At 58.4% G+C, this 24,230-nt stretch carries 19 protein-coding genes; 16 read left to right on the top strand and 3 right to left on the bottom strand.

Annotated elements, in window-relative coordinates:
- Positions 1–33 precede the first annotated feature (33 nt).
- Positions 34–1,371 carry an MFS transporter gene (locus tag CKW31_RS05220; protein ID WP_095093347.1) on the top strand — a complete coding sequence of 446 codons (1,338 nt, stop codon included), beginning with the start codon at positions 34–36 and terminating at the stop codon, positions 1,369–1,371.
- A 264-nt stretch (positions 1,372–1,635) separates the two neighbouring features.
- Positions 1,636–2,865 (top strand): MFS transporter, encoded by a 1,230-nt coding sequence (locus CKW31_RS05215; RefSeq protein ID WP_095093346.1) that lies wholly within the window; start codon positions 1,636–1,638, stop codon positions 2,863–2,865.
- 3 nt (positions 2,866–2,868) lie between these two features.
- Here the strand turns inward: CKW31_RS05215 and CKW31_RS05210 are convergent, their stop codons facing one another.
- A complete protein-coding gene (locus tag CKW31_RS05210) occupies positions 2,869–3,864 on the bottom strand; it encodes a DUF1853 family protein (protein WP_095093345.1) in 996 nt (331 codons plus the stop codon).
- A 326-nt stretch (positions 3,865–4,190) separates the two neighbouring features.
- Between CKW31_RS05210 and CKW31_RS05200 the strand changes: the two genes are divergently transcribed.
- The 8 genes from CKW31_RS05200 (at position 4,191) to CKW31_RS05165 (ending at position 14,942) form a co-directional block, all read left to right on the top strand.
- Positions 4,191–5,081, top strand: a complete 891-nt coding sequence (locus CKW31_RS05200; protein ID WP_095093343.1) for an NAD(+) kinase — start codon at positions 4,191–4,193, stop codon at positions 5,079–5,081.
- The gene (locus CKW31_RS05195) at positions 5,081–6,049 is read left to right on the top strand and encodes a metallophosphoesterase (RefSeq protein ID WP_095093342.1); all 969 of its coding nucleotides are present in this window, start codon (positions 5,081–5,083) and stop codon (positions 6,047–6,049) included. The genes CKW31_RS05200 and CKW31_RS05195 overlap by 1 nt, the downstream gene beginning before the upstream one ends.
- Complete coding sequence (locus CKW31_RS05190) at positions 6,049–6,921, top strand: rhomboid family intramembrane serine protease (RefSeq protein ID WP_095093341.1); 873 nt, start codon at positions 6,049–6,051, stop codon at positions 6,919–6,921. The genes CKW31_RS05195 and CKW31_RS05190 overlap by 1 nt, the downstream gene beginning before the upstream one ends.
- A gap of 37 nt (positions 6,922–6,958) precedes the next feature.
- Positions 6,959–7,219 (top strand): YeaC family protein, encoded by a 261-nt coding sequence (locus tag CKW31_RS05185; RefSeq protein WP_095093340.1) that lies wholly within the window; start codon positions 6,959–6,961, stop codon positions 7,217–7,219.
- On the top strand, positions 7,216–8,046 hold the full coding sequence (locus CKW31_RS05180; protein ID WP_176469788.1) for a DUF2797 domain-containing protein: 831 nt from the start codon (positions 7,216–7,218) through the stop codon (positions 8,044–8,046). The genes CKW31_RS05185 and CKW31_RS05180 overlap by 4 nt, the downstream gene beginning before the upstream one ends.
- Positions 8,047–8,057: 11 nt before the next feature.
- Complete coding sequence (gene pepN, locus CKW31_RS05175; RefSeq protein ID WP_095093339.1) at positions 8,058–10,724, top strand: aminopeptidase N; 2,667 nt, start codon at positions 8,058–8,060, stop codon at positions 10,722–10,724.
- Between the two features lie 690 nt (positions 10,725–11,414).
- On the top strand, positions 11,415–12,521 hold the full coding sequence (locus CKW31_RS05170; RefSeq protein ID WP_256582487.1) for a YCF48-related protein: 1,107 nt from the start codon (positions 11,415–11,417) through the stop codon (positions 12,519–12,521).
- A 36-nt stretch (positions 12,522–12,557) separates the two neighbouring features.
- Positions 12,558–14,942 carry an RND family transporter gene (locus tag CKW31_RS05165; protein ID WP_371856699.1) on the top strand — a complete coding sequence of 795 codons (2,385 nt, stop codon included), beginning with the start codon at positions 12,558–12,560 and terminating at the stop codon, positions 14,940–14,942.
- Positions 14,943–15,123: 181 nt separating this feature from the next.
- Here the strand turns inward: CKW31_RS05165 and CKW31_RS05160 are convergent, their stop codons facing one another.
- Both CKW31_RS05160 and CKW31_RS05155 read right to left on the bottom strand, forming a co-directional pair.
- Positions 15,124–15,846 carry a FadR/GntR family transcriptional regulator gene (locus tag CKW31_RS05160; protein ID WP_095093336.1) on the bottom strand — a complete coding sequence of 241 codons (723 nt, stop codon included), beginning with the start codon at positions 15,844–15,846 and terminating at the stop codon, positions 15,124–15,126.
- Positions 15,847–16,036: 190 nt separating this feature from the next.
- Positions 16,037–17,782 carry an IlvD/Edd family dehydratase gene (locus tag CKW31_RS05155; protein WP_095093335.1) on the bottom strand — a complete coding sequence of 582 codons (1,746 nt, stop codon included), beginning with the start codon at positions 17,780–17,782 and terminating at the stop codon, positions 16,037–16,039.
- Between the two features lie 202 nt (positions 17,783–17,984).
- Between CKW31_RS05155 and CKW31_RS05150 the strand changes: the two genes are divergently transcribed.
- From CKW31_RS05150 to CKW31_RS05125, 6 genes are all read left to right on the top strand, one after another.
- Positions 17,985–19,304 (top strand): MFS transporter, encoded by a 1,320-nt coding sequence (locus CKW31_RS05150; RefSeq protein WP_095093334.1) that lies wholly within the window; start codon positions 17,985–17,987, stop codon positions 19,302–19,304.
- 149 nt (positions 19,305–19,453) lie between these two features.
- On the top strand, positions 19,454–20,446 hold the full coding sequence (araD1, locus tag CKW31_RS05145; protein WP_095093333.1) for an AraD1 family protein: 993 nt from the start codon (positions 19,454–19,456) through the stop codon (positions 20,444–20,446).
- 187 nt (positions 20,447–20,633) lie between these two features.
- Complete coding sequence (locus tag CKW31_RS05140) at positions 20,634–21,992, top strand: MFS transporter (protein ID WP_095093332.1); 1,359 nt, start codon at positions 20,634–20,636, stop codon at positions 21,990–21,992.
- A 69-nt stretch (positions 21,993–22,061) separates the two neighbouring features.
- Positions 22,062–22,352, top strand: coding sequence for a DUF5629 family protein (locus CKW31_RS05135; RefSeq protein WP_095093331.1), 291 nt, complete (start codon positions 22,062–22,064; stop codon positions 22,350–22,352).
- A 94-nt stretch (positions 22,353–22,446) separates the two neighbouring features.
- Positions 22,447–23,616: a lactonase family protein gene (locus CKW31_RS05130; protein ID WP_095093330.1), complete on the top strand. Its 1,170-nt coding sequence runs from the start codon at positions 22,447–22,449 to the stop codon at positions 23,614–23,616.
- 178 nt (positions 23,617–23,794) lie between these two features.
- Complete coding sequence (locus CKW31_RS05125; RefSeq protein WP_095093329.1) at positions 23,795–23,977, top strand: hypothetical protein; 183 nt, start codon at positions 23,795–23,797, stop codon at positions 23,975–23,977.
- Positions 23,978–24,230: the final 253 nt, after the last annotated feature.

The raw sequence follows: 24,230 nt of genomic DNA, 5'->3' as shown, positions 1-24,230 counted from the left end.
CGATAGCTTCCTGATGAAATGTCGAGGTCCAGCATGACAAGCGCCGCTACAGAGCAAGTCAGCCCGAAAACGCTGAGAAAAGTGATTGTCGCCGCCGCCATCGGCAATTTCGTCGAATGGTTCGACTTCGCTGTTTATGGTTTTCTCGCCACGGCTATCGCCCAGCAGTTCTTTCCCAGCGGCGACGCCAGTGCAGCGCTGCTGAAAACGTTCGCAGTATTCGCAGTGGCCTTTGCATTCCGGCCTTTGGGCGGGATCTTCTTCGGCATGCTTGGCGACCGGATCGGCCGTAAACGCACCCTGGCAATGACCATTCTATTGATGGCCGCAGCCACGACATTGATTGGCCTATTGCCCACTTACGCGGCAATTGGCGTGATGGCGCCGATTCTGTTGACGGTCATCCGTTGTGCGCAGGGTTTTTCAGCGGGCGGCGAATACGCCGGTGCCTGCGCCTATCTCATGGAGCATGCGCCCAGCGACAAACGCGCCTGGTACGGCAGCTTTGTCCCGGTCTCGACCTTTTCCGCGTTCGCCGCAGCAGCGGTAGTCGCTTACGCCCTTGAAGCGTCACTGACGCCGGAAGCCATGGGCAGTTGGGGCTGGCGATTGCCTTTCCTGATTGCTGCACCCTTGGGGCTGGTCGGTCTGTATCTGCGCTGGAAGCTGGACGAGACGCCGGCATTCCAGGCCGTGACACAGGAGCATGACGTCGCCCATTCGCCCCTCAAGGAAACCCTGCGCAACCACGGCGCGGCAATCTGCTGCCTGGGCGCATTCGTGTCGCTGACGGCGTTGTCGTTCTATATGTTCACCACCTACTTCGCCACTTATCTGCAAGTGGCGGGTGGTCTGAGCCGTGCGGCGGCGTTGCTGGTGTCGTTGATCGCGTTGCTCTTCGCCGCCGCTATTTGCCCGCTGGCCGGGTTGTATTCCGACAAGGTCGGGCGCCGCGTGACGGTCATGAGCGCTTGTGCGCTGTTGATCGTGGTGGTCTTTCCGTCATTCCTGATGGCCAGTTCCGGCTCGTTCGCGGCGTCTATCGTGGGTGTGATGCTGCTGGCAGTCGGCGCGGTACTGTGTGGCGTGGTGACGGCCGCGCTGCTCTCGGAAACCTTTCCGACCCGCACGCGCTATACCGCTTCGGCGATCACCTACAACATGGCGTACACCATCTTTGGCGGCACCGCGCCGTTGATGGCGACGTGGCTGATCACGACCACTGGAAGCAACTTGTCCCCTGCGTTCTACCTGATCGCGGTTGCGTTGCTGGCACTAGCGGGCGGCCTGGCCTTGCCGGAGACCTCGCGAATATCGCTGCACGATGTGCCGACGGGGGAGAAGGGCGTGTCTGTTGGGGCTACGGCTTGACTGGCTCCTGCAAAAGGAAATACAGCGACTGAATTGAAATGCATTTTCTGTAGGAGCTGCCGAAGGCTGCGATTGAGGTGTGTCGGGATGAATGCTTCGCAGCCTTCGGCAGCTCCTACCGAATCAGGCATGCAAAACCAGATTTCCCGCAACAAAATGTAGCGGCCATGCCCCAAAAAATGGCACATTGGCGGACCTTGTGCCGCTGACATATCTTGCAATAACCGGGTCGTGGCACATCCAATAGCTTCGCGGATGAACTCCATGGACGTAAGCAACGCCTCCACCAGCGCAATTCCCGCTGCAACTCCCCCGACAACCAGCACCAGCAGCCCGTTGGTCATGCGCATCATCGGTGCTGTGGCACTGGCGCATCTGGTCAACGACTTGATTCAGGCGGTGCTGCCGTCGATCTACCCGCTGCTCAAGGAAAGCTACGGCCTGACCTTTACGCAGATCGGCCTGATTACCCTGACGTTCCAGATCACTGCATCGCTGTTGCAGCCGTGGGTGGGTTACTACACCGACCGCCATCCTAACCCGCTGGTATTGCCAGTCGGTTCGCTGTGTACCTTGATCGGCATTCTGATGCTGTCCGTGGTGGGCAGCTTCCCGATGATTCTGCTGGCGTCGGCCTTGATTGGTATCGGCTCTTCGACCTTTCACCCCGAAGCCTCACGCATCGCGCGGCTGGCGTCGGGGGGACGGTTTGGGCTGGCGCAGTCAACCTTTCAGGTGGGCGGCAACACCGGTTCAGCGCTTGGCCCTTTGCTGGCGGCGGCGATCATTATTCCGTTCGGTCAGGGTCATGTGGCCTGGTTCGGCCTGATCGCATTGTTTTCCGTAGGCTTGCTGTACGGCATCAGCCGCTGGTATCGCACGCACTTGAACCTGTTCAAGCTCAAGCAAGGCCAGGCTGCGAGTCATGGCCTGTCGAAAGGTCGTGTCACTGGCGCGCTGGTTGTCCTGGCATTTCTGATTTTCTCCAAGTTCTTCTACATGTCGAGCATCACCAGTTACTTCACCTTTTACCTGATCGAGAAGTTCGACCTGTCGGTGGCTAACTCCCAGCTGTACCTGTTCCTGTTCCTCGGAGCGGTGGCCGCAGGTACGTTCTTCGGCGGTCCGATTGGTGACCGGATTGGCCGTAAAGCGGTGATATGGTTCTCGATTCTCGGCGCTGCGCCGTTCACCCTCGCGCTGCCCTATGCCGATCTGTTCTGGACCAGCGTGTTGAGCGTGATCATCGGCTTCATTCTGGCTTCGGCGTTTTCTGCCATCGTGGTCTACGCCCAGGAACTGGTGCCGGGTAATGTCGGCATGATCGCCGGGATCTTCTTCGGCCTGATGTTCGGCTTTGGCGGGATCGGTGCGGCCTTGCTGGGTTATCTGGCTGACAGCCACGGCATCCTGTTCGTCTACAACCTGTGTTCGTACCTGCCGCTGCTGGGGATCATGGCGATTCTGCTGCCGCGCACTAAAAAGGCCGCCTGACGATCAGACGGGCGAAGCGGGTAACGCGATTGGCTGATCCTCAAGCTGAACCGTGTTGCTCGTATCGCCCAGCCGAGGCCAGATGTCCGAAACCAGAAACACCCGTTCGGCCTCCTCCCATTCGCCCTCGCCATTTTCTGTCAGCCGTACCAGCAGTTGCGCCGGCGCCAGCGGATCAAGCTGCTCCAGCCATTGCTGCAGTTGTGGTTCGGTCCAGGCTTCGGCGTAATGGGCAGGGGCCAGCCAGGCGTGTCGGGGCAGCAACTGCCAGCGACCTTCGGGGCGTTGCGCGGTAAACGCCTGCCAGTCCTTTTGATGCAGCCAACTGCCACGCAAGTGCTGGTCATGTGCACCACGCGGGGAGTCTGTCTGGCCGGGCCACGGATAAAGCAGATAGCCGCCCAGCCATAATTGGGCATCGAACCTGTCGACCCCCAGCGTCGCGAGCAATTCACGGCTTTCCGGGCGCGCTGAGATCGGTAGTTGATGTTGGCTCAGATGGGCAAGTTTGAGGTCAAGCCGATCACGGCAACCCGGGCCCAGCCACTGCGCAGGATCGCTGCCGTCGCCTTGCTGCGGCCCCAGATAGAGTTTTATCGCCAACTCCACGTGGTGCACGCCGTCGGCATCGCGCAGCAACATGTCCAGCTCACCCAGGGTTTGCCCGCCCAGGCGGATCGGCAGGTTCGCGGCGATCATTTCGACACCAGGAGCGTGCGCCACTGCAAATTGCCACAAGCGCTCGTAGTACAAACCCAGCCGCCGTGTCGCGGCTTGTGCCAACCAGTGGAGCAGGGCGCTGCTGTCCTGATCCAGCCTGAATAGAAAATCTGCCAATAGCTGCGGTTGTTGCACCCAGTCGCTGGCCGTCAACGGATGACGCTGCGGCCACGGCGTTTCGCCCAGCATCTGCGGCGCAAGAATCACCCAGGCCAGGTCTCGCACTTGCGGCGTGCGTAACTGGCGGGGCAGGTGGGTGAGGCTGGGGAAGAGAGTCATGAGCGGAGAGTAGCGGAAATGGGCGTGGATGCTGATGTGGAGTGATAAATGATGGAGCAGTATGGCTTCTGGCCGCGTCTCATGTATCGTCGGAATGCCGCCCAGACCAAGCACCGCTCCCACAGGATCACATTCCAGAATGAAATATCATTGATTTGGAACGCGGTCTTGTGGGAGCGGTGCTTGCCCGCGATACATGAGACAAGGCCAGAAGCCATACCCATTTATCTTTTATCACCCAAGTAAATCACAGCCAGTTTGCCGCTACCCCGGCCTTTCGCCCATAATCCCTGTCTTTAAGCCGCATCGAACCCCGCAGGAGCCCCATGGAGCAATTTCGTAATATCGGCATCATCGGCCGCCTGGGCAGTGTTCAGGTGCTTGATACCGTGCGCCGACTCAAGAAATTCCTGCTGGAAAGGCACCTGCACGTCATTCTGGAAGACACCATTGCCGAAGCGTTGCCCGGCCACAGCCTGCAAACCTCGTCGCGCAAGATGCTCGGTGAAGTCTGCGACCTGGTGATTGTGGTCGGTGGCGACGGCAGCCTGCTGGGCGCAGCCCGTGCGCTGGCCAAACACAATACGCCGGTGCTGGGCATCAACCGCGGCAGCCTGGGCTTCCTCACCGATATTCGTCCCGACGAGCTGGAAGTCAAAGTCGCCGAAGTGCTCGACGGCCACTATCTGGTGGAAAACCGCTTCCTGTTGCAGGCCGAGGTCCGCCGCCACGGCGAAGCCATCGGTCAGGGCGACGCGCTCAACGATGTGGTGCTGCACCCCGGCAAGTCGACGCGGATGATCGAATTCGAGATCTACATCGACGGCCAGTTCGTCTGCAGCCAGAAGGCCGACGGCCTGATCGTCGCCACGCCTACCGGTTCGACCGCTTACGCGCTGTCCGCTGGCGGGCCGATCATGCATCCCAAGCTGGATGCCATCGTGATTGTGCCGATGTACCCGCACACCTTGTCCGGCCGGCCGATTGTGGTGGACGGCAACAGTGAGCTGAAAATCGTGGTCTCAAAGGACATGACGATTTATCCGCAAGTCTCCTGCGACGGCCAGAACCACTTCACCTGCGCGCCGGGCGACACCATCACGGTCAGCAAGAAGCCGCAGAAACTGCGCCTGATCCACCCACTGGATCACAACTATTACGAAGTCTGTCGCACCAAGCTTGGCTGGGGTAGCCGACTTGGTGGTGGAGGCGACTGATGCTCGATCCCGCGCGTAGCTACGATTTGATCGGTGACGTGCATGGATGTGCCCATACGCTGCAAAAACTGCTCAGCGTGTTGGGTTATCGCTTTCAGGCGGGCGTGTGGCGCCATCCTGAACGCATCGCGTTATTCCTCGGCGACATCATCGACCGCGGTCCACTGATTCGCGAGTCGCTGCATATCGTCCGTGACATGGTGCTGGCCGGTCACGCGCTGTGCATCATGGGCAACCACGAGTTCAACGCGTTGGGCTGGCACACACCTGCCCCGCCGGAGAGCGGCAAGCAGTTCGTCCGGGAACACTCGCTTCGCCACAGTCGGCTGATGGGCGAGACGCTGACGCAGTTCGAAGCCTATCCGGATGAGTGGAAAGAATTCGTCGACTGGTTCTACGAATTGCCGCTGTTCATGGATGCCGGACGTTTCCGCGTGGTGCACGCTTGCTGGGATGCCAGCCTGATCACACCGTTGATCACCATGCATGGCGGTGGCTGCATCAATCAGGAGTTCGTCCAGGCCTCGGCGGTGCAGGGCAGTTTTGCCTGCGCAGTGTTCGATCGCTTGTTGCGCGGCACTGACATGCGCTTGCCCCACGGCATCACCCTGACCGGTGGCGATGGCCTGACCCGTGAGTTTTTCCGCACCAAGTTCTGGGAAGACGACCCGCAAACCTACGGCGACGTGGTGTTTCAGCCGGATGCGTTGCCGGAAGGCGTCGCCAAGACGCCACTTTCTACGACTGAAAAGAACGCCTTGCTGCGCTATGGCGCTGACGAGCCGATGCTGTTCGTTGGCCATTACTGGCGCAGCGGTATTCCCGCACCCATCCGGCCGAACCTCGCCTGCCTGGATTACAGCGCCGTGCTCTACGGCAAACTGGTCGCCTATCGGCTGGACCAGGAAACCTGCATCGATCCGGACAAGTTTGTCTGGGTTGATGTTGAACGTCCCGAGGCTGTTTGATGAGTCCTGTTGCTGTATTGCGTCTGCCATTGACCACTGACCTGAGTGGTTTTATCAGCCTGCTGAACCGTCTGCGCGTGCCCCACCGGGTGAGTGAGGAAACCGGGGAGCAAGTTCTTTGGGTGCCGGACACGCCGCAACTGGCGGACGATATTCGGGCGCTTTATCAGCAGTACCCGGAGGGCGATGAGCACTATCAACTGCCAGCGGGTGAGCAGAGCACCAGTGCGCCGCGTCCCGGTTTCGTTCAGCAACTGCGCGACAGCCCGGTGACCACGCTGGTGCTGCTGGCCTGTTTGATCGTAGGCGCCATTACCCTGCTGGGGGAAAACCTCGATGCAGTGCGTTGGCTGACCTTTCTCGATTTCCGTGTGCAGGGTGAATACGCGACGTTCCTGCCGCTGGGCGACAGTCTGGCAGCCGGTCAGTGGTGGCGGATCGTCACACCGATGTTGATTCACTTCGGCATCCTGCATCTGGCCATGAACGCCATGTGGTACTGGGAGCTGGGGCGTCGTATCGAGTGGCGTCAAGGCAGTTTGCATCTGCTGGGTCTGACGCTGTTGTTCAGCGCTGTATCCAATACCGTTCAATACCAGTTCAGCGGTGCCAGCCTGTTTGGCGGGTTGTCCGGGGTGCTGTATGGCCTGCTGGGTCACTGCTGGATCTTTCAATTGCTCGCGCCCAACCCCATCTATCGTTTGCCGCGCGGTGTGCTGGTGATGATGCTGGTCTGGTTGGTGCTGTGTCTGTCAGGGTTGGTCGGCATGCTGGGCTTTGGCGAAATCGCCAACGGTGCCCATGTCGGCGGGCTGATCATCGGTTGTGTCACAGGTCTGATTGGCGGGGCAATTGCCCGGATCAGGGCCTGATGTTGAATGCTGTTTAATGAAGAGTCAGGAGTGCGCTATGTCCTCTTTTGCCGAAATGATTGAAAACATCACCCCCGATATCTACGAAAGCCTGAAGCTGGCGGTAGAAATCGGGAAATGGTCCGATGGCCGCAAGTTGACTCAGGAACAGCGCGAGCTGTCCTTGCAGGCGTTGATCGCCTGGGAAATGCAGAACTTGCCGGAAGACCAGCGCACCGGTTACATGGGCCCGCAGGAATGTGCGTCCAAGTCCACCACTGTGCCGAATATCCTGTTCAAGTCGGATGCCATCCATTGATTGAGATTGGTCGTGGAGCAGTCAACAAAATGTCGGCGCGGCTTAATGCCTCGCAGGTTGAATATGCGTTTCGTCTGGGCGATACCGAGATTCCGGTCAACCCGCTGATTGGCAAAACGGTGCGTCTGGAGTTCCTGGGTGCGATTCATTGCAGCCATTGCGGGCGCAGGACCAAGTCCAGCTACAGCCAGGGTTACTGCTACCCGTGCATGCTCAAGCTGGCGCAGTGTGACATCTGCATCATGAGCCCGGAAAAATGCCACCACGAGCACGGCACGTGTCGTGATCCGGCGTGGGGCGAGCAATTCTGCATGACCGATCACGTGGTGTATCTGGCCAACTCGTCGGGCGTCAAAGTCGGTATTACCCGTGCCACCCAGTTGCCGACCCGCTGGCTGGATCAGGGCGCCAGTCAGGCGCTGCCAATCATGCGCGTTGCGACCCGCCAGCAATCCGGTTTCGTCGAGGATCTGCTGCGCAGCCAGGTGGCCGACCGCACCAACTGGCGCGCGCTGCTTAAAGGCGATGCCCAGCCGGTGGACCTGGCCGCCATTCGCCAGCAACTGTTCGACAGTTGCGCTGAAGGTCTGGCCGGACTGCAAGAACGATTCGGCTTGCAGGCCATCCAAATGCTGCATGACGTCGAACCGATCGAAATCCGTTACCCCGTTGAGGCGTACCCGACCAAGATCGTCAGCTTCAATCTGGACAAGAACCCGATCGCCGAAGGCACATTGTTGGGCATCAAGGGCCAGTACCTGATCTTCGATACCGGCGTGATCAATATTCGTAAATACACGGCTTATCAGCTCGCCGTGCATCAGTAAGAGGACTCATCATGCGCACCGAACAACCGCAAATGATCTACCTGAAGGACTATCAGGCTCCTGAGTACCTCATCGACGAAACGCACCTGACGTTCGAGCTGTTCGATGACCACTCGCTGGTTCACGCGCAATTGGTGATGCGCCGCAACCCAGAGCGCGGCGCGGGCTTGCCGCCGCTGGTGCTGGACGGTCAGTTGCTGGAGCTGCTGTCGGTCAAGCTGGGCGACGTCGAGTTGAGCGCCGCTGATTACCAGTTGACCCCGGACCACCTGACCCTGCATCCCACCGCTGAGTCGTTCACGGTCGACACCAGCGTGCGCATTCACCCGGAAACCAACACCGCACTGGAAGGACTGTACAAATCCAGCGGCATGTTCTGTACCCAGTGCGAGGCCGAAGGCTTCCGCAAGATCACCTATTACCTCGACCGCCCGGACGTGATGAGCAAGTTCACCACGACCCTGAGCGCCGATAAGCATAACTTCCCGGTCTTGCTGTCCAACGGCAATCCGATTGCCAGCGGGCCGGAAGATGACGGTCGGCACTGGGCCACCTGGGAAGACCCGTTCATGAAACCGGCGTACCTGTTTGCGCTGGTGGCCGGTGATCTGTGGTGCGTCGAAGACAAGTTCACTACCGTGAGCGAGCGCGAAGTGACTCTGCGCATTTACGTCGAGCCGGAAAACATCGACAAATGCCAGCACGCCATGACCAGCCTGAAGAAGTCCATGCGTTGGGATGAAGAAGCCTACGGCCGTGAGTACGACCTGGATATCTTCATGATCGTCGCCGTGAACGACTTCAACATGGGCGCCATGGAGAACAAAGGTCTCAACATCTTCAACTCCAGCGCCGTGCTGGCCCGCGCCGAAACCGCCACCGATGCCGCGCACCAGCGGGTCGAGGCCATCGTCGCCCACGAATACTTTCATAACTGGTCGGGCAACCGTGTCACCTGCCGCGACTGGTTTCAACTGTCCCTGAAAGAAGGCTTCACTGTTTATCGTGATTCCGGGTTCTCAGCAGACATGAACTCGGCCACGGTCAAGCGTATTCAGGACGTGGCCTATCTGCGTACTCACCAGTTCGCCGAAGATGCCGGCCCGATGGCCCACGCTGTGCGCCCGGACAGCTTTATCGAGATTTCCAACTTCTACACCCTGACCGTGTACGAAAAAGGCTCGGAAGTCGTCGGCATGCTTCACACGCTGCTGGGAGCACAAGGCTTCCGCAAAGGCAGTGACCTGTACTTTGAGCGCCATGACGGCCAGGCAGTGACCTGTGATGACTTCATCAAGGCCATGGAAGATGCCAATGGCGTCGACCTGACCCAGTTCAAACGCTGGTACAGCCAGGCTGGTACGCCGCGTCTGGCGGTCAGCGAGTCTTATGACAGCGCTGCGAAAACCTACAGCCTGACCTTCCGTCAGAGCTGCCCGACTACACCGGGTCAGCCGGGCGAGAGCAAAAAACCTTTCGTGATTCCGGTAGAGCTGGGCTTGCTGGACAAGCAGGGCGGCGAAATTCCATTGCGCCTGCAAGGCGAAGACGTTGCTGCTGGCAACACGCGGGTGATTTCCGTCACCGAAGCCGAACAGACCTTCACCTTCGTTGATGTCGCTGAACAGCCTTTGCCATCGTTGCTACGCGGTTTCTCGGCACCGGTGAAACTCAGCTTCCCGTACAACCGCGACCAGTTGATGTTCCTCATGCAGCATGACAGCGACGGCTTCAACCGCTGGGATGCGGGCCAGCAACTGTCCGTGCAGGTGCTGCAGGAATTGATCGGCCAACATCAGAAAGGCCAGCCGCTGGTGCTGGATCAGCGTCTGATTACCGCATTGGGCACCGTTCTGGCGGATACCTCGCTGGATCAGGCGATGATTGCTGAAATGCTTTCGTTGCCGGGCGAAGCCTACCTGACCGAAATCAGCGAAGTGGCGGACGTCGATGCCATCCACGCTGCCCGGGAGTTTGTTCGCAAGCAGCTTGCCGACAGTCTGTTCGACGGTCTGTGGGCGCGCTACACAGCTAATCGCAAGGTGTCGAAAGCCACCGAATACGTGGCTGAAGCCGAGCACTTTGCCCGGCGCGCTCTGCAAAACATCAGCCTTTCGTACCTGATGCTCAGCCAGAAACCGGAAGTGCTGGCCGCCACCATTGAACAGTTCGACACCAGTGACAACATGACAGAACGGTTGACGGCCCTTGCAGTACTGGTCAACTCGCCGTTCACTGCCGAGAAAGACAAGGCGCTGGCGGTGTTTGCCGAGAACTTCAAAGACAATCCGCTGGTCATGGACCAATGGTTTAGCGTTCAGGCAGGCAGCCCGCTGCCGGGTGGCCTGGAACGGGTCAAGGCGTTGATGCAGCACCCGGCGTTCAACATCAAGAACCCGAACAAGGTCCGTGCGCTGATCGGCGCTTTTGCTGGCCAGAACCTGATCAATTTCCACGCGGCGGACGGCTCTGGCTATCGCTTCCTGGCCGATCTGGTGATCCAGCTCAACGGCTTCAACCCACAGATCGCCTCCCGCCAATTGGCGCCCCTGACCCGCTGGCGCAAATACGACAGCAAACGTCAGGCGCTGATGAAAGCCGAACTGGTACGCATCCGTGATTCGGGCGAGCTGTCCAGTGACGTGTACGAGGTAGTGAGCAAAAGCCTCGCTGAATAACGGCAGCAGCAACTGTTGCTATAGGGGCCTTCCGTGCAAGTGGCGGGCCCTTTTTTATCGGGTTAATCCGGTCCCACTGGGCTGGCAAGCTCTGCGCTCAGATGGGGTTAGCTGATGACGTGGGACCGGCTTCAGCCGGGAAAGGGCCAGTACAATCGCTGCATCTTTATCGTCAGGTATTCAGCATTCCCGGCTAAAGCCGGTCCCACTTTCAGGATCAGCGTGAATCTCAGGCATATACGTAGGGGATTTCCAACACTCTACGTGGATGTTTCACACGTCGAGCAATGCATCCGACTGGCAGAGACGTCCTGCAAACTCGCCCATCCTTTCGACCCCGTGTTGCGTGAGCTATGGCTAATCAGTTCTGACCTTGGCAGGCCGGAGCGTCAAACCCTGCCTACACTGGGATGGCCCCATTTCCTGTAGGAGCTGCCGAAGGCTGCGAACGCGTCAGTTCAGATAAATCGCTTTCGCAGCCTTCGGCAGCTCCTACAGAGGCGAGTATTGCCTGCATCACCCCAACTGATAACCCACCAATCACACAAGAGACCTCGACCAAAGATAGCCATATGTCGATTGTCATGAGTTTCCAAAGCTGGATAGGATAGGTCGGCTTCCAGAAGCCTAAGGCTAGAGCGCTTGGCCTCGGCTAACCTAATAAAAATAAAATGGGAAAGGGGACGCTTCATGAGTGAGCCTGTAAATCGGCGCACGCAGTCCGGTGGGCATACGGCCGTCGGTCGGCCATTGGCATTAAGGATAGGCAAACCCCTGGCGGCACTCTGTTCGCTGCTTGCTGCGTTGACTTTGTCGAGTGCACCCACGTTATCGATGGCGGCCACTGAAAGCGCGCCTGAAAAGGCTGACCCAGCTCAAACCACGCTGTACTCCATCGAATCCGCACGAGCCTCTCGCAGTCTGCTGCTGGACGTCGCCCATGCCGGTGCGCGTCTGGTCGTAGTGGGCGAGCGCGGACATATTCTGTATTCCGACGACCAGGGCAAGACCTGGATTCAGGCCAAAGTACCCACCCGTCAGCTCCTGACGGCGGTGTATTTCGTCGATGACAAACACGGCTGGGCCGTCGGTCATGATGCGCAGATTCTCGCCAGCAACGATGGCGGTGTGAGTTGGGTCAAGCAATTCGAAGACCTGTCCCGTGAAGCGCCGTTGCTGGATGTCTGGTTCAAGGACGCTTCAACCGGTTTTGCAGTGGGGGCCTACGGTATGTTGCTGACCACGCTGGATGGCGGCCAACACTGGGAAGACGTCAGCGACCGCCTCGACAATGAAGATCAGTACCACCTCAATGGCATCACACAGGTTGCGGGCAGCGGCTTGTTCGTTGTGGGCGAGGCGGGCGCCATGTTCCGTTCGGGTGACGATGGCGAATCCTGGGAAAAGCTTGAAGGGCCTTATCAAGGGTCGCTGTTCGGCGCCATGGGTACCGGTCAGCCCGGCACGCTGCTGGTTTACGGGTTGCGCGGCAATCTCTATCGCTCCACCGACTTCGGCGATACCTGGGAACCCATTGAACTGAAAGCTGCCCGCGGGCCGCTGGAATTCGGGCTAGCCAACGCGACCTTGCTGGACGACGGTTCGCTGGTGCTGGTGGGTAATGGCGGCAGCGTGATGCGCAGCACCGACAATGGCCTGAGCTTTCAGGTGTTCAACCGTCCCGACCGGATTTCGCTGTCCGGAGTGACGGCCGATGCGCAGGGCAATCTGATTCTGGTTGGACAGGGAGGCGTACGCGTCACCTCGCCGACGGGCGCCGAGTCTAGCCAACAATAAGAACGATCAGGGCGGGGAAAATCCGGCATGAGTAATCTGCACGACACTCAGCAGCACAGCGACGACAAGGCAACCTTTCTCGAACGCTTGATCTTCAATAATCGGCCTGCAGTCATTGTCATCTGCCTGCTGGTCAGCATTCTGTTGTTCTGGCAGGCAACACTGGTTCGGCCATCGACCAGTTTTGAAAAAATGATCCCGCTGGATCATCCGTTTATCCAGAACATGATGAAGCACCGCAACGACCTAGCCAATCTGGGCAACACGGTACGCATCTCGGTCGAAGCGCTGGATGGCGACATCTTCTCAAGGCAATACATGGAGACCCTGCGGGAAATCAACGACGAGGTGTTCTACATTCCCGGTGTTGACCGTTCAGGCCTGAAATCCCTGTGGAGTCCCAGCGTGCGCTGGACGGAAGTGACGGAGGAGGGCTTTGCCGGTGGTGAGGTCATCCCGCAGAGCTACGACGGTTCCGACGATAGCCTCGATCAGTTGCGTAACAACGTGCTCAAGTCCGGGCAGGTCGGGCGTCTGGTGGCCAACGACTTCAAGTCGAGCATCGTGGATGTGCCCTTGCTGGAGTCCTACCCGGACCCTGCAGATCAGGGCAAGCTGCTCAAGCTGGACTACCAGCAGTTCTCTCATCAACTGGAAGAGAAAATTCGCGACAAGTATCAGGCGCAGAACCCGAACATCAAGATCCATATCGTCGGCTTCGCCAAGAAGGTCGGCGACCTGATCGACGGCCTGGTGATGGTGGTGCTGTTCTTTGGTGTCGCCTTTGTCATTACGTTGGTGTTGCTGATCTGGTTTACGCGCTGTATTCGCAGCACCGTCGCCGTATTGAGTACCACACTGATTGCGGTGGTCTGGCAACTGGGGTTGATGCATGTGGTGGGGTTCGGTCTGGACCCGTATTCGATGCTGGTGCCGTTTCTGATCTTCGCCATCGGCATTTCCCACGGCGTGCAGAAAATCAACGGTATTGCGCTGCAATCCAGTGACGCCGAGAACGCCCTGACCGCAGCGCGGCGCACGTTTCGCCAATTGTTCCTGCCGGGCATGATCGCGATTCTGGCAGACGCGGTGGGTTTCATCACCTTGCTGATCATCGACATCGGAGTGATTCGCGAGCTGGCCATTGGCGCATCGATTGGTGTGGCGGTCATCGTGTTCACCAACCTGATTCTGTTGCCGGTCGCCATTTCCTACGCGGGTATCAGTAAGAGGGCAGTGAGCCGCAGCAAGCAAGATGCCGTCTCCGAACATCCGTTCTGGCGTTTACTCTCCGGATTTGCCAGCGCCAAAGTCGCTCCGGTATCCATCGTATTGGCACTGCTAGCCTTCGGTGGCGGGCTTTGGTACAGCCAGAACCTGAAAATCGGCGACCTCGATCAGGGGGCGCCGGAACTGCGTCCCGACTCGCGCTACAACCAGGACAACAGCTTCATCATCAACCACTATTCCACCAGCTCCGATGTGCTGGTGGTGATGGTCAAAACGCCTCGCGAAGGGTGCTCGGCTTACCCGACCATGTCCGCCATCAACGAACTGACCTGGAAGATGGAGAACACGCCGGGCGTGCAGTCGGCGATTTCCCTGGTGACGGTTTCCAAGCAGGTCATCAAGGGCATGAACGAGGGCAACCTGAAATGGGAAGCGCTATCGCGCAACAAGGACGTACTCAACAGCTCCATTGCGCGAGCGGACGGCTTGTACAACAACGATTGTTCGTTGGCACCGCTGCTGGTTTTTCTGAATGATCACAAGGCTGAAACCCTGGACCGCGCCGTGCACGCGGTGCAGGAGTTCGCTGCCGAGAATAATCGTGAAGGGCTGGAGTTCCTGCTCGCAGCAGGCAACGCCGGGATCGAAGCGGCCACTAACGAAGTGATCAAGCGCTCCGAGTTGGTCATCCTGATTCTGGTCTACATCTGCGTGGCGGTGATGTGCATGATCACCTTCCGCTCATGGGCGGCGACCCTGTGTATCGTGTTGCCGCTGGTGCTGACCTCGGTGCTGGGCAACGCGCTGATGGCGTTCATGGGCATCGGCGTCAAAGTCGCGACCTTGCCGGTGGTGGCGCTAGGGGTAGGGATTGGTGTCGATTACGGCATCTACATCTATAGCCGTCTGGAAAGCTTTCTGCGCGCAGGTTTGCCGTTGCAAGAGGCGTATTACGAAACCCTGAAGTCCACGGGGAAAGCGGTGCTGTTCACCGGGTTGTGTCTGGCGATTGGCGTGTGTACCTGGATCTTCTCGGCGATCAAGTTCCAGGCCGACATGGGCCTGATGCTGACCTTCATGCTGCTGTGGAACATGTTCGGTGCACTGTGGCTGCTGCCAGCGCTGGCGCGGTTCCTGATCAAACCGGAGAAGATGGCGGGCAAGGTGGGGAATTCGTTGTTTTCACATTAGTGGAGTGGAAGCCCGGCTCCCACAAGCACACTGATGACGTGGGACCGGCTTCAGCCGGGAAGAGGCCAGTACATTCAGTACATCGTCATCGTCAGAAATACCGCCTTCCCGGCTAAAGCCGGTCCCACGTCGGATTGCGGGTAAACATAGAATCTCCCAAAATTTTATGCAATTAACAGGGTTACAACCCCAACTCCCGCCCCAGCACGACGCTCAACGCATTCCTCGCATCATCAAGTTGCACCAGCGTTGCGTGCCGTGCGCCCAGTGCGTCTCGGTTTTCGATGGCGGTGAGAATTGCCTTGTGCCGCGGCAATGCCAGCTCATGCAGGTTAGGCCGCTTGTTGGAATGCTTGAGCGCTTCGCGTAATGCCAGCGAGAGCATGTTGCACAGGTGTGCGAGCAAGTCGTTGTGAGTCGCGTCGGCTATCCGGCTGTGGAAGTCCAGGTCGGGTTGCAACAGTGCTTCAGGATTTGGCGCAGCTTCCATGCGTTGATACGCCTCGCCAATAGACGCGATCTCTTCATCGGTGGCGTGTTGCGCAGCAAGGGCGGCGACAGCAGGTTCGATGACCGCACGGACGCTGGTCAGTAAATTGAAGAATTCATTTTGTGGCGTGCACTGCATGATCCAGTGCAAAACATCCGGGTCGAGCAGGTGCCATTCACGACGGGCTTTTACCACCGTGCCAACGCGCGGCCGGGAGTACACCAACCCCTTGGCCACCAGCACCCGTGTGGCTTCACGCAACACCGGTCGGCTGACGGCGTACTCCTCGCAGAGCAACGCTTCGGCAGGCAGCTTTTCATCAGGCTTGAAACGTCCGGAGACGATCTGCATGCCCAGCTCCTGAACGATGCGGGCGTGCATGCTTTTACGGTCGGAAGGCTTTCGGTAATCCATGGGGACGCAAGTCGATCCTGAGCGATGAGTGCGGGGCATCATAGCATCGGCGTTAGGCCGCGTGAGACTGCACAATCACCGTGGGACCGGCTTTAGCCGGGAAAGCGGCATTTCTGACACTGAAGATGCCGCGGCTATAAGTGCCTCTTCCCGGCTAAAGCCGGTCCCACGTCGTGAACTTAGACTGGCATCAATGAGAGTGCCGTGGCACCTCAGCCCCACGCATGCCCACCAGGAAGTCAAAGTCGCAACCCTGATCGGCCTGCAGCACATGCTTCACATACAGCTCGCGATAGCCGCCTACCAACAGTTGCTGTTGTTGCGGTGGCTGCCAGTCGGCCAGGCGGGCGGCGAGTTCGGCGTCGGGAATGTCCAGATGCAAACGGCCGCTGTCGCAGTCGAGTTCGATCCAGTCACCTTCCTGCACCACCGCCAACGGGCCACCGGCGGCCGCTTCGGGTGCCACGTGCAAAACCACAGTGCCGTAGGCCGTGCCGCTCATGCGCGCATCGGAAATCCGCACCATGTCAGTCACGCCTTGGGCCAGCAGTTTGGCAGGCAAGCCCATGTTGCCCACTTCGGCCATGCCCGGATAACCCTTTGGGCCGCAGTTTTTCATGACCATGATCGAGTTGGCGTCGATGTCCAGATCCGGATCGTTGATCCGGGCTTTGTACATGTCGAAGTTCTCGAACACCACCGCGCGGCCACGGTGTTTCATCAATGAAGCGGTAGCAGCCGAAGGCTTGAGCACTGCACCCAGTGGCGCCAGGTTGCCGCGCAATACGCAGATGCCGCCGTCAGCGCGGATCGGATTGTCCAGCGCGCGGATCACTTCGTCTTCGCCGTAGATCGGCGCGTTCTGAGTATTCTCGCGAATGGATTTGCCATTGACGGTCAGCGCGTCGGGATTGGGCAGCAGATTGGCTTCGTCCATCCGTCGCAGCACAGCGGGCAGGCCACCGGCGTAGTAGAACTCTTCCATCAGGAAACGCCCGGATGGCTGCAGGTCGACGATGGTCGGCATGCCGCGACCCATGCGGGTCCAGTCATCCAGCTCCAGGTCGACACCGATGCGACCGGCGATGGCTTTCAAATGGATCACCGCGTTGGTTGAGCCGCCAATCGCCGCGTTGACCCGAATCGCGTTTTCGAACGCCGCCTTGGTCAGAATCTTCGACAGCCGCAGGTCTTCTTTGACCATTTCCACGGCGCGCATGCCCGACATATGGGCGAGCACATAACGTCGTGAATCCACGGCCGGAATCGCCGCGTTATGGGGCAGGGAAGTACCCAGTGCTTCGGCCATGCACGCCATGGTAGAGGCGGTGCCCATGGTGTTACAGGTGCCCGCCGAACGCGACATATCGCCTTCTGCCGCGAGGAAATCGTCAAGGGTGATTTGCCCGCCTTTATAAGCCTCGTGCATTTGCCAGACCACGGTGCCGGAGCCGATGTCCTTGCCTTTGTGTTTGCCGTTGAGCATCGGCCCGCCGGTGACCACGATGGCGGGAACGTCGCAACTGGCCGCGCCCATCAGCAGGGCCGGTGTGGTTTTGTCACAACCGGTGAGCAGCACTACGCCGTCGATGGGGTTGCCGCGAATCGCTTCTTCGACATCCATGCTGGTCAGGTTGCGGGTAAACATCGCCGTGGGGCGCAGATTGGATTCACCGTTGGAGAACACCGGGAATTCCACGGGCCAGCCGCCTGCTTCAATCACACCGCGTTTGACATGCTCGGCGATTTGCCGGAAGTGGGCGTTGCAAGGGGTGAGTTCCGACCATGTGTTGCAGATGCCGATGATGGGCTTGCCCTGAAACTGGTGATCGGCGATGCCCTGATTCTTCATCCAGCTGCGGTACATGAAGCCGTTCTTGTCGGCAGTACCAAACCATTGGGCAGAACGCAGGGGTTTTTTTTCGGAATCAGACATGATCAGCTCTCTTATTGTAAGACTTAATGGCTTTTCTGCTGGTTAAGTTAAGCGCAAATTCGCCTTATTGGAAGTGTTGTTAGCTAAATAGTAATACTATATAGTTGATTTCAAGTGAGGGACGACCGTGGCTGCTGCATCCATATGCTTCAGGCCAGAGGCGATCTCCACTCCATAACAAGAACAATTGGAGATCGCACACATGAGCCAGGAACTGAGGCTTATTCGCCGCATCACCCTGAAATTGATTCCCTTCCTGATCCTGCTGTACCTGATCGCTTATGTGGACCGCTCTGCCGTGGGCTTCGCCAAGTTGCACATGGGCGCGGACATCGGTATCGGCGACGCAGCCTATGGGCTGGGCGCAGGGTTGTTTTTCATCGGCTATTTCCTGTTTGAAATCCCCAGCAACCTGATGCTTGAACGCTTCGGCGCCCGCCGTTGGTTCGCGCGAATCATGATTACCTGGGGCGCGATCACCATCGGTATGGCCTTCGTGCAGGGTCCGCACAGCTTTTACGTGATGCGTTTTCTGCTGGGAGCGGCCGAGGCGGGCTTCTTTCCGGGCGTGCTGTACTACATTACGCAGTGGTTTCCGGTTCGCCACCGCGGCAAGATCCTTGGTCTGTTCATCCTTTCCCAACCAATTGCCATGATGATCACCGGTCCAGTGTCCGGTGGTTTGCTGGGCATGGACGGCGTGCTGGGTCTGCACGGTTGGCAGTGGCTGTTTATTGTCATCGGCACCCCGGCCATCCTGCTGACCTGGCCGGTGCTGCGCTGGCTGCCGGACGGTCCACACCAGGTTAAATGGATGAATGAGACCGAGAAAAACTGGCTCACCGGTGAATTGAAAAAGGACCTGGAAGAGTACGGCCAGACGCGTCACGGCAATCCATTGCATGCCTTGAAGGACAAACGCGTCCTGCTGTTGGCGCTGTTTTACCTGCCCGTGACGTTGAGCATTTATGGTCTAGGCCTGTGGCTGCCGACGCTGATCAAACAGTTCGGTGGGACGGATCTGGTCACCGGTTTCGTGTCCTCGGTGCCTTACATCTTCGGCATCATCGGTTTGCTGATTGTGCCCCGCAGTTCCGACCGACTGAACGACCGCTACGGACATCTCGCCGTGCTTTACGTGCTGGGTGCCATCGGCCTTTTCCTGAGTGCCTGGCTGACACTGCCGGTCGCGCAATTGGCGGCGCTGTGTCTGGTGGCGTTCGCGCTGTTCTCCTGCACTGCCGTGTTCTGGACCTTGCCCGGTCGTTTCTTTGCGGGCGCCAGTGCGGCGGCCGGGATCGCCCTGATCAACTCGGTGGGCAATCTCGGTGGCTACATCGGCCCGTTCGTGATCGGCGCACTCAAGGAATACACCGGCAACCTGGCTTCGGGTTTGTACTTCCTGTCCGGGGTGATGGTCTTCGGGCTGCTCTTGACCGGCGTTGTGTACCACCTGCTGGAACGCAAACATGTACTGCCCGCCAGCGACTTCGCCGCCAGCGCCCGCGGCCGTCAGGCCTGACGCTTAATGGCGCGGAACCTGTGGGAGCGGTGCTTGCCCGCGATAAGGTCCACGCGACCTAAAGTGAATTGCGTCCAGCCTTATCGCGGGCAAGCACCGCTCCCACAGGGTAAATGCCTCGCCTGCAATGAATCTGAAAGGAGATCCCAATGAACCTAGTGCAATTCGAACTCAGCAATGGCCAGCGTCGTGTCGGTCTGGTAGACGGCGATCTGATCCGTGAAGTGCAGGGCGCGCACAGTGTGCGTGATCTGGCGTTATCCGCTATCGACGCAGGTATTGGTCTGGCGCAGCAGGTCGATAAACAGGGCTTCGGCGAAAGCCATGATTACGCGCAACTGTTGCAGGATCTGCGCATTCTGCCGCCGCTGGACCATCCCGACCCTTCGCATGTGCTGGTCAGCGGCACCGGCCTGACTCACCTGGGCAGCGCCTCTGCTCGGGACAAGATGCACCAGCAGGCGGGTGACGAAGCGGCGATGACCGACACCATGCGCATCTTCAAATGGGGCGTGGAGGGCGGCAAGCCTGAAGCCGGGCAGGCAGGCGTGCAGCCTGAATGGTTTTACAAGGGTGACGGCAGCATCGTCGTGCGTCCCGGCGCGAACTTCTCGCTGCCGCCGTTCGCCGAAGATGGCGGCGAAGAACCCGAACTCAGCGGCCTTTATGTAATTGGCAACGACGGCAAACCCTATCGGCTGGGTTTCGCCATCGGCAACGAGTATTCCGACCACATTATGGAGCGCCGTAATTACCTTTACCTGGCGCACTCGAAACTGCGTGCCTGTTCTTTTGGTCCGGAACTGCGAACTGGTGAGCTACCGCAGAATCTGGCCGGGACCAGCCGTGTGCTGCGCGACGGCGAGGTGCTATGGGAAAAGGAATTCCTCAGTGGCGAAGCGAACATGTGCCACAGCCTGGAAAACCTCGAATACCACCACTTCAAATACAGCCAGTTCCTGCGTCCGGGTGATGTGCATGTGCACTTCTTCGGCACCGCTACACTTTCTTTTGCCGATGGCGTGCGCACTCAGCCGGGAGATCAGTTCCAGATCAGCCAGGCGGAGTTCGGCAAGCCGCTGGTAAACGGGATCGAGAAGACCGAAGCCGCGTTTTTGCCGGGCGGGATTGGGCAATTGTGAGGGGCTTGACCCGTTGGAATGCGATTTAACCTGTGGGAGCGGTGCTTGCCCGCGATAAGAGCACCGCAGATATCAGGTCAAATCGCGTCCAGCCTTATCGCGGGCAAGCACCGCTCCCACAGGTTCTGCGCAATCCATTGGCACCAGCGTTAGAACGGATACCCAATAACAACAAGGAGGTGCGCACATGACCACCCACACTGCGCCAATTGAAGCGTTCGACGAGGACGCTTTCGAGGACAAGATCTATCGCAAGGTGAACTGGCGGATCATTCCGTTGTTTATCCTCTGCTTCCTGTTTGCCTATCTGGATCGGGTCAATATCAGTTTCGCCAAGCTGCAGATGCAGAGCGATCTGGGTTTCAGCGAGACGGTCTATGGCCTCGGTGCCAGTCTGTTTTTTGTCGGTTACTTTCTGTTCGAAGTCCCCAGCAACATGCTCCTGCACAAGATCGGCGCCCGGGTATGGATTGCTCGGATCATGGTCACCTGGGGCATCACGTCGGCATGCATGATGTTTGTGCAGACCGAGTTCTGGTTCTACACCCTGCGTTTTCTGATCGGGGTCATGGAGGCCGGATTCGTACCTGGCGTGTTGTACTTCTTTACCCAGTGGTACCCGAGCAATCGTCGTGCCCGGGTCAATTCCTATTTCAAAAGCTCGATCTGCCTGTGCGGCATTGTCGGCGGGCCCATCGCCGGTTTGATCCTCGGTCACTTCGACGGCGTGCTGGGCATGCCCGGCTGGCGTTGGCTATTTCTGCTTGAAGGCCTGCCTTCTGTTTTGCTCGGCATCGTGGTGTTCTGGTTCGTCTGCGATCGAATCGAAGACGCCAAGTGGCTGAACGACGCCGAGAAGAAAGTGGTGCTGGCGCGTATGGCGCGTGAGGTCCAGCCGCAGACACCGCAAACCTTCAAGGACATCTGGAAGCACCCGACCACCTACGTGATGTCGGTGATTTACCTGTGTCTGGTCATGGCCCTGACAGGCTTGCTGTTCTGGATGCCGCAGTTGATCAAAAGCGCCGGTGTTGCTGACACCATGACCATCGGCTGGCTGACGGTGATTCCCTACGTGGGCGCAGTGGTCGGCAATTTGCTGATCGGTGCGAGCTCCGACCGACGCGGTGAGCGCCGTTGGCACATGGCGGGCTGTGCGTTATTCACGGCGGCGGGGTATCTGGTGTGTGCCGTCTTCCCCGGTCAATTGCTGCCCTTGATGATCGGCATGACCATGATCATGACCGGCATCATCGCCTGGATGCCGATTTTCTGGACCATCCCGCCACGTTTTCTCAGCGGGCTCGCGGCAGCGGCAGGTATTGCGCTGATCAACTCCATCGGACAGCTTGGCGGGATCATCGCGCCGTTCATGGTCGGACGCGTGAAGGATCTGACGGGCGCGGCGACTCCAGCCTTGTACGTGCTGTGCGCAGTCTGCGTGCTGGCCATGGCGCTTATTATCTGGGGGATTCCGAACCGTTATTACGTGCGCGAAACCACCCATGACAAACCTTCGGCGGGTGCAGTTGAAGCGACTGCCTGATTGTGACGGTGGTTCTGTCCAAGGTGGTTTTGGCCTATCATTCGCGCTTTTACACAGACGAAGACTGCCATGACCACCAATCCGACGACGATGAGCGCAGCCCTGAAAGACGCCACGATGCTGGAAATTGACGGGCTGCATGCCTGGGATTTCTTCCTGGGTGACTTTCTGACCCTCGAGTGCATGGATGGTCGCGAGCGCAAGACCTGGCGTTTCACGATGGAGCAGGTCAATGCTGCGACCTTCGATGAAGCTCAGGACTGCTGGCTGATCACCGACGGTACCCATGATTACCGCATGAAATGCCTTGAAGCGTTCACCCCGACCAAGGATGACGAGGACGACGCGCAAGAGGACTGACCTCCGGATAAAACCAATCAGCGGCAAGCCTGTCTTAACGTTGTTCGCGCGTCGATGGCGCCCAATAACAACCTGAAAAAAGAAGGCTCTGCCCATGACTCGTACATTTCTGCCTTGGCTGGCACTGGCCGGCGCAATGAGCGCTTTTCCTATACAGGCGCAAAGCATGACTGAATACGACGTACTGATTGGCTCTTACACCCAGGCTTCCAGCGAAGGGATTTACCGGTACCGCTTCAATAGCCAGACCGGCCAGCTCGATGCCAAACCCCTGCAAGTAATCAAGACTGACAACCCTTCCTGGCTGACCCTTTCCAAAGATCAGCGCCACCTGTTCGTGGTCAACGAGAACGGTCCCGGCGGCAAGGATGTTGTGGGCAAGGTCAGCAGTTTTGCCATTGATGCCAAGACCCATCAGATCACCCCGATCAATCAGGTGAAGAGCCAGGGTGACGAGCCGACGCATTCCAGCCTCAGCCCGGACCAGCGTTTCCTGTTCGTCTCCAACTATGCCGTGCAACCCGATCCGGGTGGTGCGCTGGCGGTGATTCCGGTGGGCAAGGATGGCAAGTTGTCCGAAGTGGTTCAGGTCAGCAACGATCATGGCGCGAGCAAGGTCAATCCTGAGCGTCAAGCCTCTTCCCACGTCCACTCGGCGATCCCGACGCCGGATGACAAGTATGTGGTGACCAGTGATCTTGGCGCCGACAAGATGCTGGTGTTCAGCTATGACGGCGATCGCGCCAAGCCTTTGCAACCGGCCAAAACGCCGACCGTGCAATTGCCAGCTGGTAGTGGCCCGCGTCACTTGCTGTTCAGCGAGGACGGCAAGCACGCCTGGCTGACCCTGGAAATGGTCGCTCAGGTTGCTGTCTTTGATTATCACGATGGCGTGTTCAAGCAGACTCAACTGGTGGACCTGAAGAACAAGGATGCGCAGCAGAAAGTCGGCGCGGGTGGCTTGCACACCTCGCCGGACGGTAAATTCCTTTACGTGGCCAACCGCGGTGAAGCCAACCAGGTGCTGGTATTTGCCATCGATGCCAAAGGGCAGCTCAAGGAAGTGCAGCGTCGTTCCGTTGAAGGTGTGGAGCCCCGTGAGTTCCGTATCGACCCGAGCGGGCAGTTCATGTTGATCGCCAATCAGAAGAGCAATCAGATCGTCACGGTGAAAGTCGATCCGAAAACCGGGCTGCTGGGTGACACGGTGCAAAAGCTCGACTTCGATTCGCCTTCGGACTTCCGATTCCTGACCGGCAAGTGATCCTGACAGAACCTCAAACCCGCGTTTCGCGTGGGTTCTGAGGTTCTATCAATTCAAGTGATATGAGCTAGTGCTACAAAACATTTCGGCTGAGCCGCCCTCGGGGGTAAGTTTGAGTCACGGCCAAGACGGTCAAGACTTGAAACGTAGTTCAATAGAACATCCGAGGGTTAATGCCATGAACTTCAATATCTTCTCCATCATTGCCGCGTCTGCCATTTCCGCCACTGTTGCATTGCCTGCTCATGCCAGTGTTGATGTGTCCGACAAAAAGCCTCACGCCACTCAGACTTACACCCCTAAATACTTGCAGCAAAGTGCTAATTTCTACGCAGCACTGGATCACAAGACTCAACAATGAACAAGCGATTGAATCCATTCCCGGTTAACGAATGTATCGCTACCCGGGAATGGATTCGCAAAAAACACTGTTGTTGATAATTGTTTGTTAATAGATCACGCCGCTTTCGCGAGCATGTTCGCTTACCCAGGTTTTTGCGACCGTCTGATCATCGCGTATCAGAGCCATGCAAATTCTGCCAGTGAGCCTGCTCGCGAAAGCGCCGGATGAATCCCCTCTTGGCCCGCATCTCTCATAGGATGCGGGCTTTTTT

The sequence above is a fragment of the Pseudomonas sp. Irchel 3A5 genome (assembly GCF_900187575.1).
Lineage (GTDB): Bacteria > Pseudomonadota > Gammaproteobacteria > Pseudomonadales > Pseudomonadaceae > Aquipseudomonas > Aquipseudomonas folii.
This window is presented reverse-complemented; position numbering and strand designations above follow the sequence as displayed.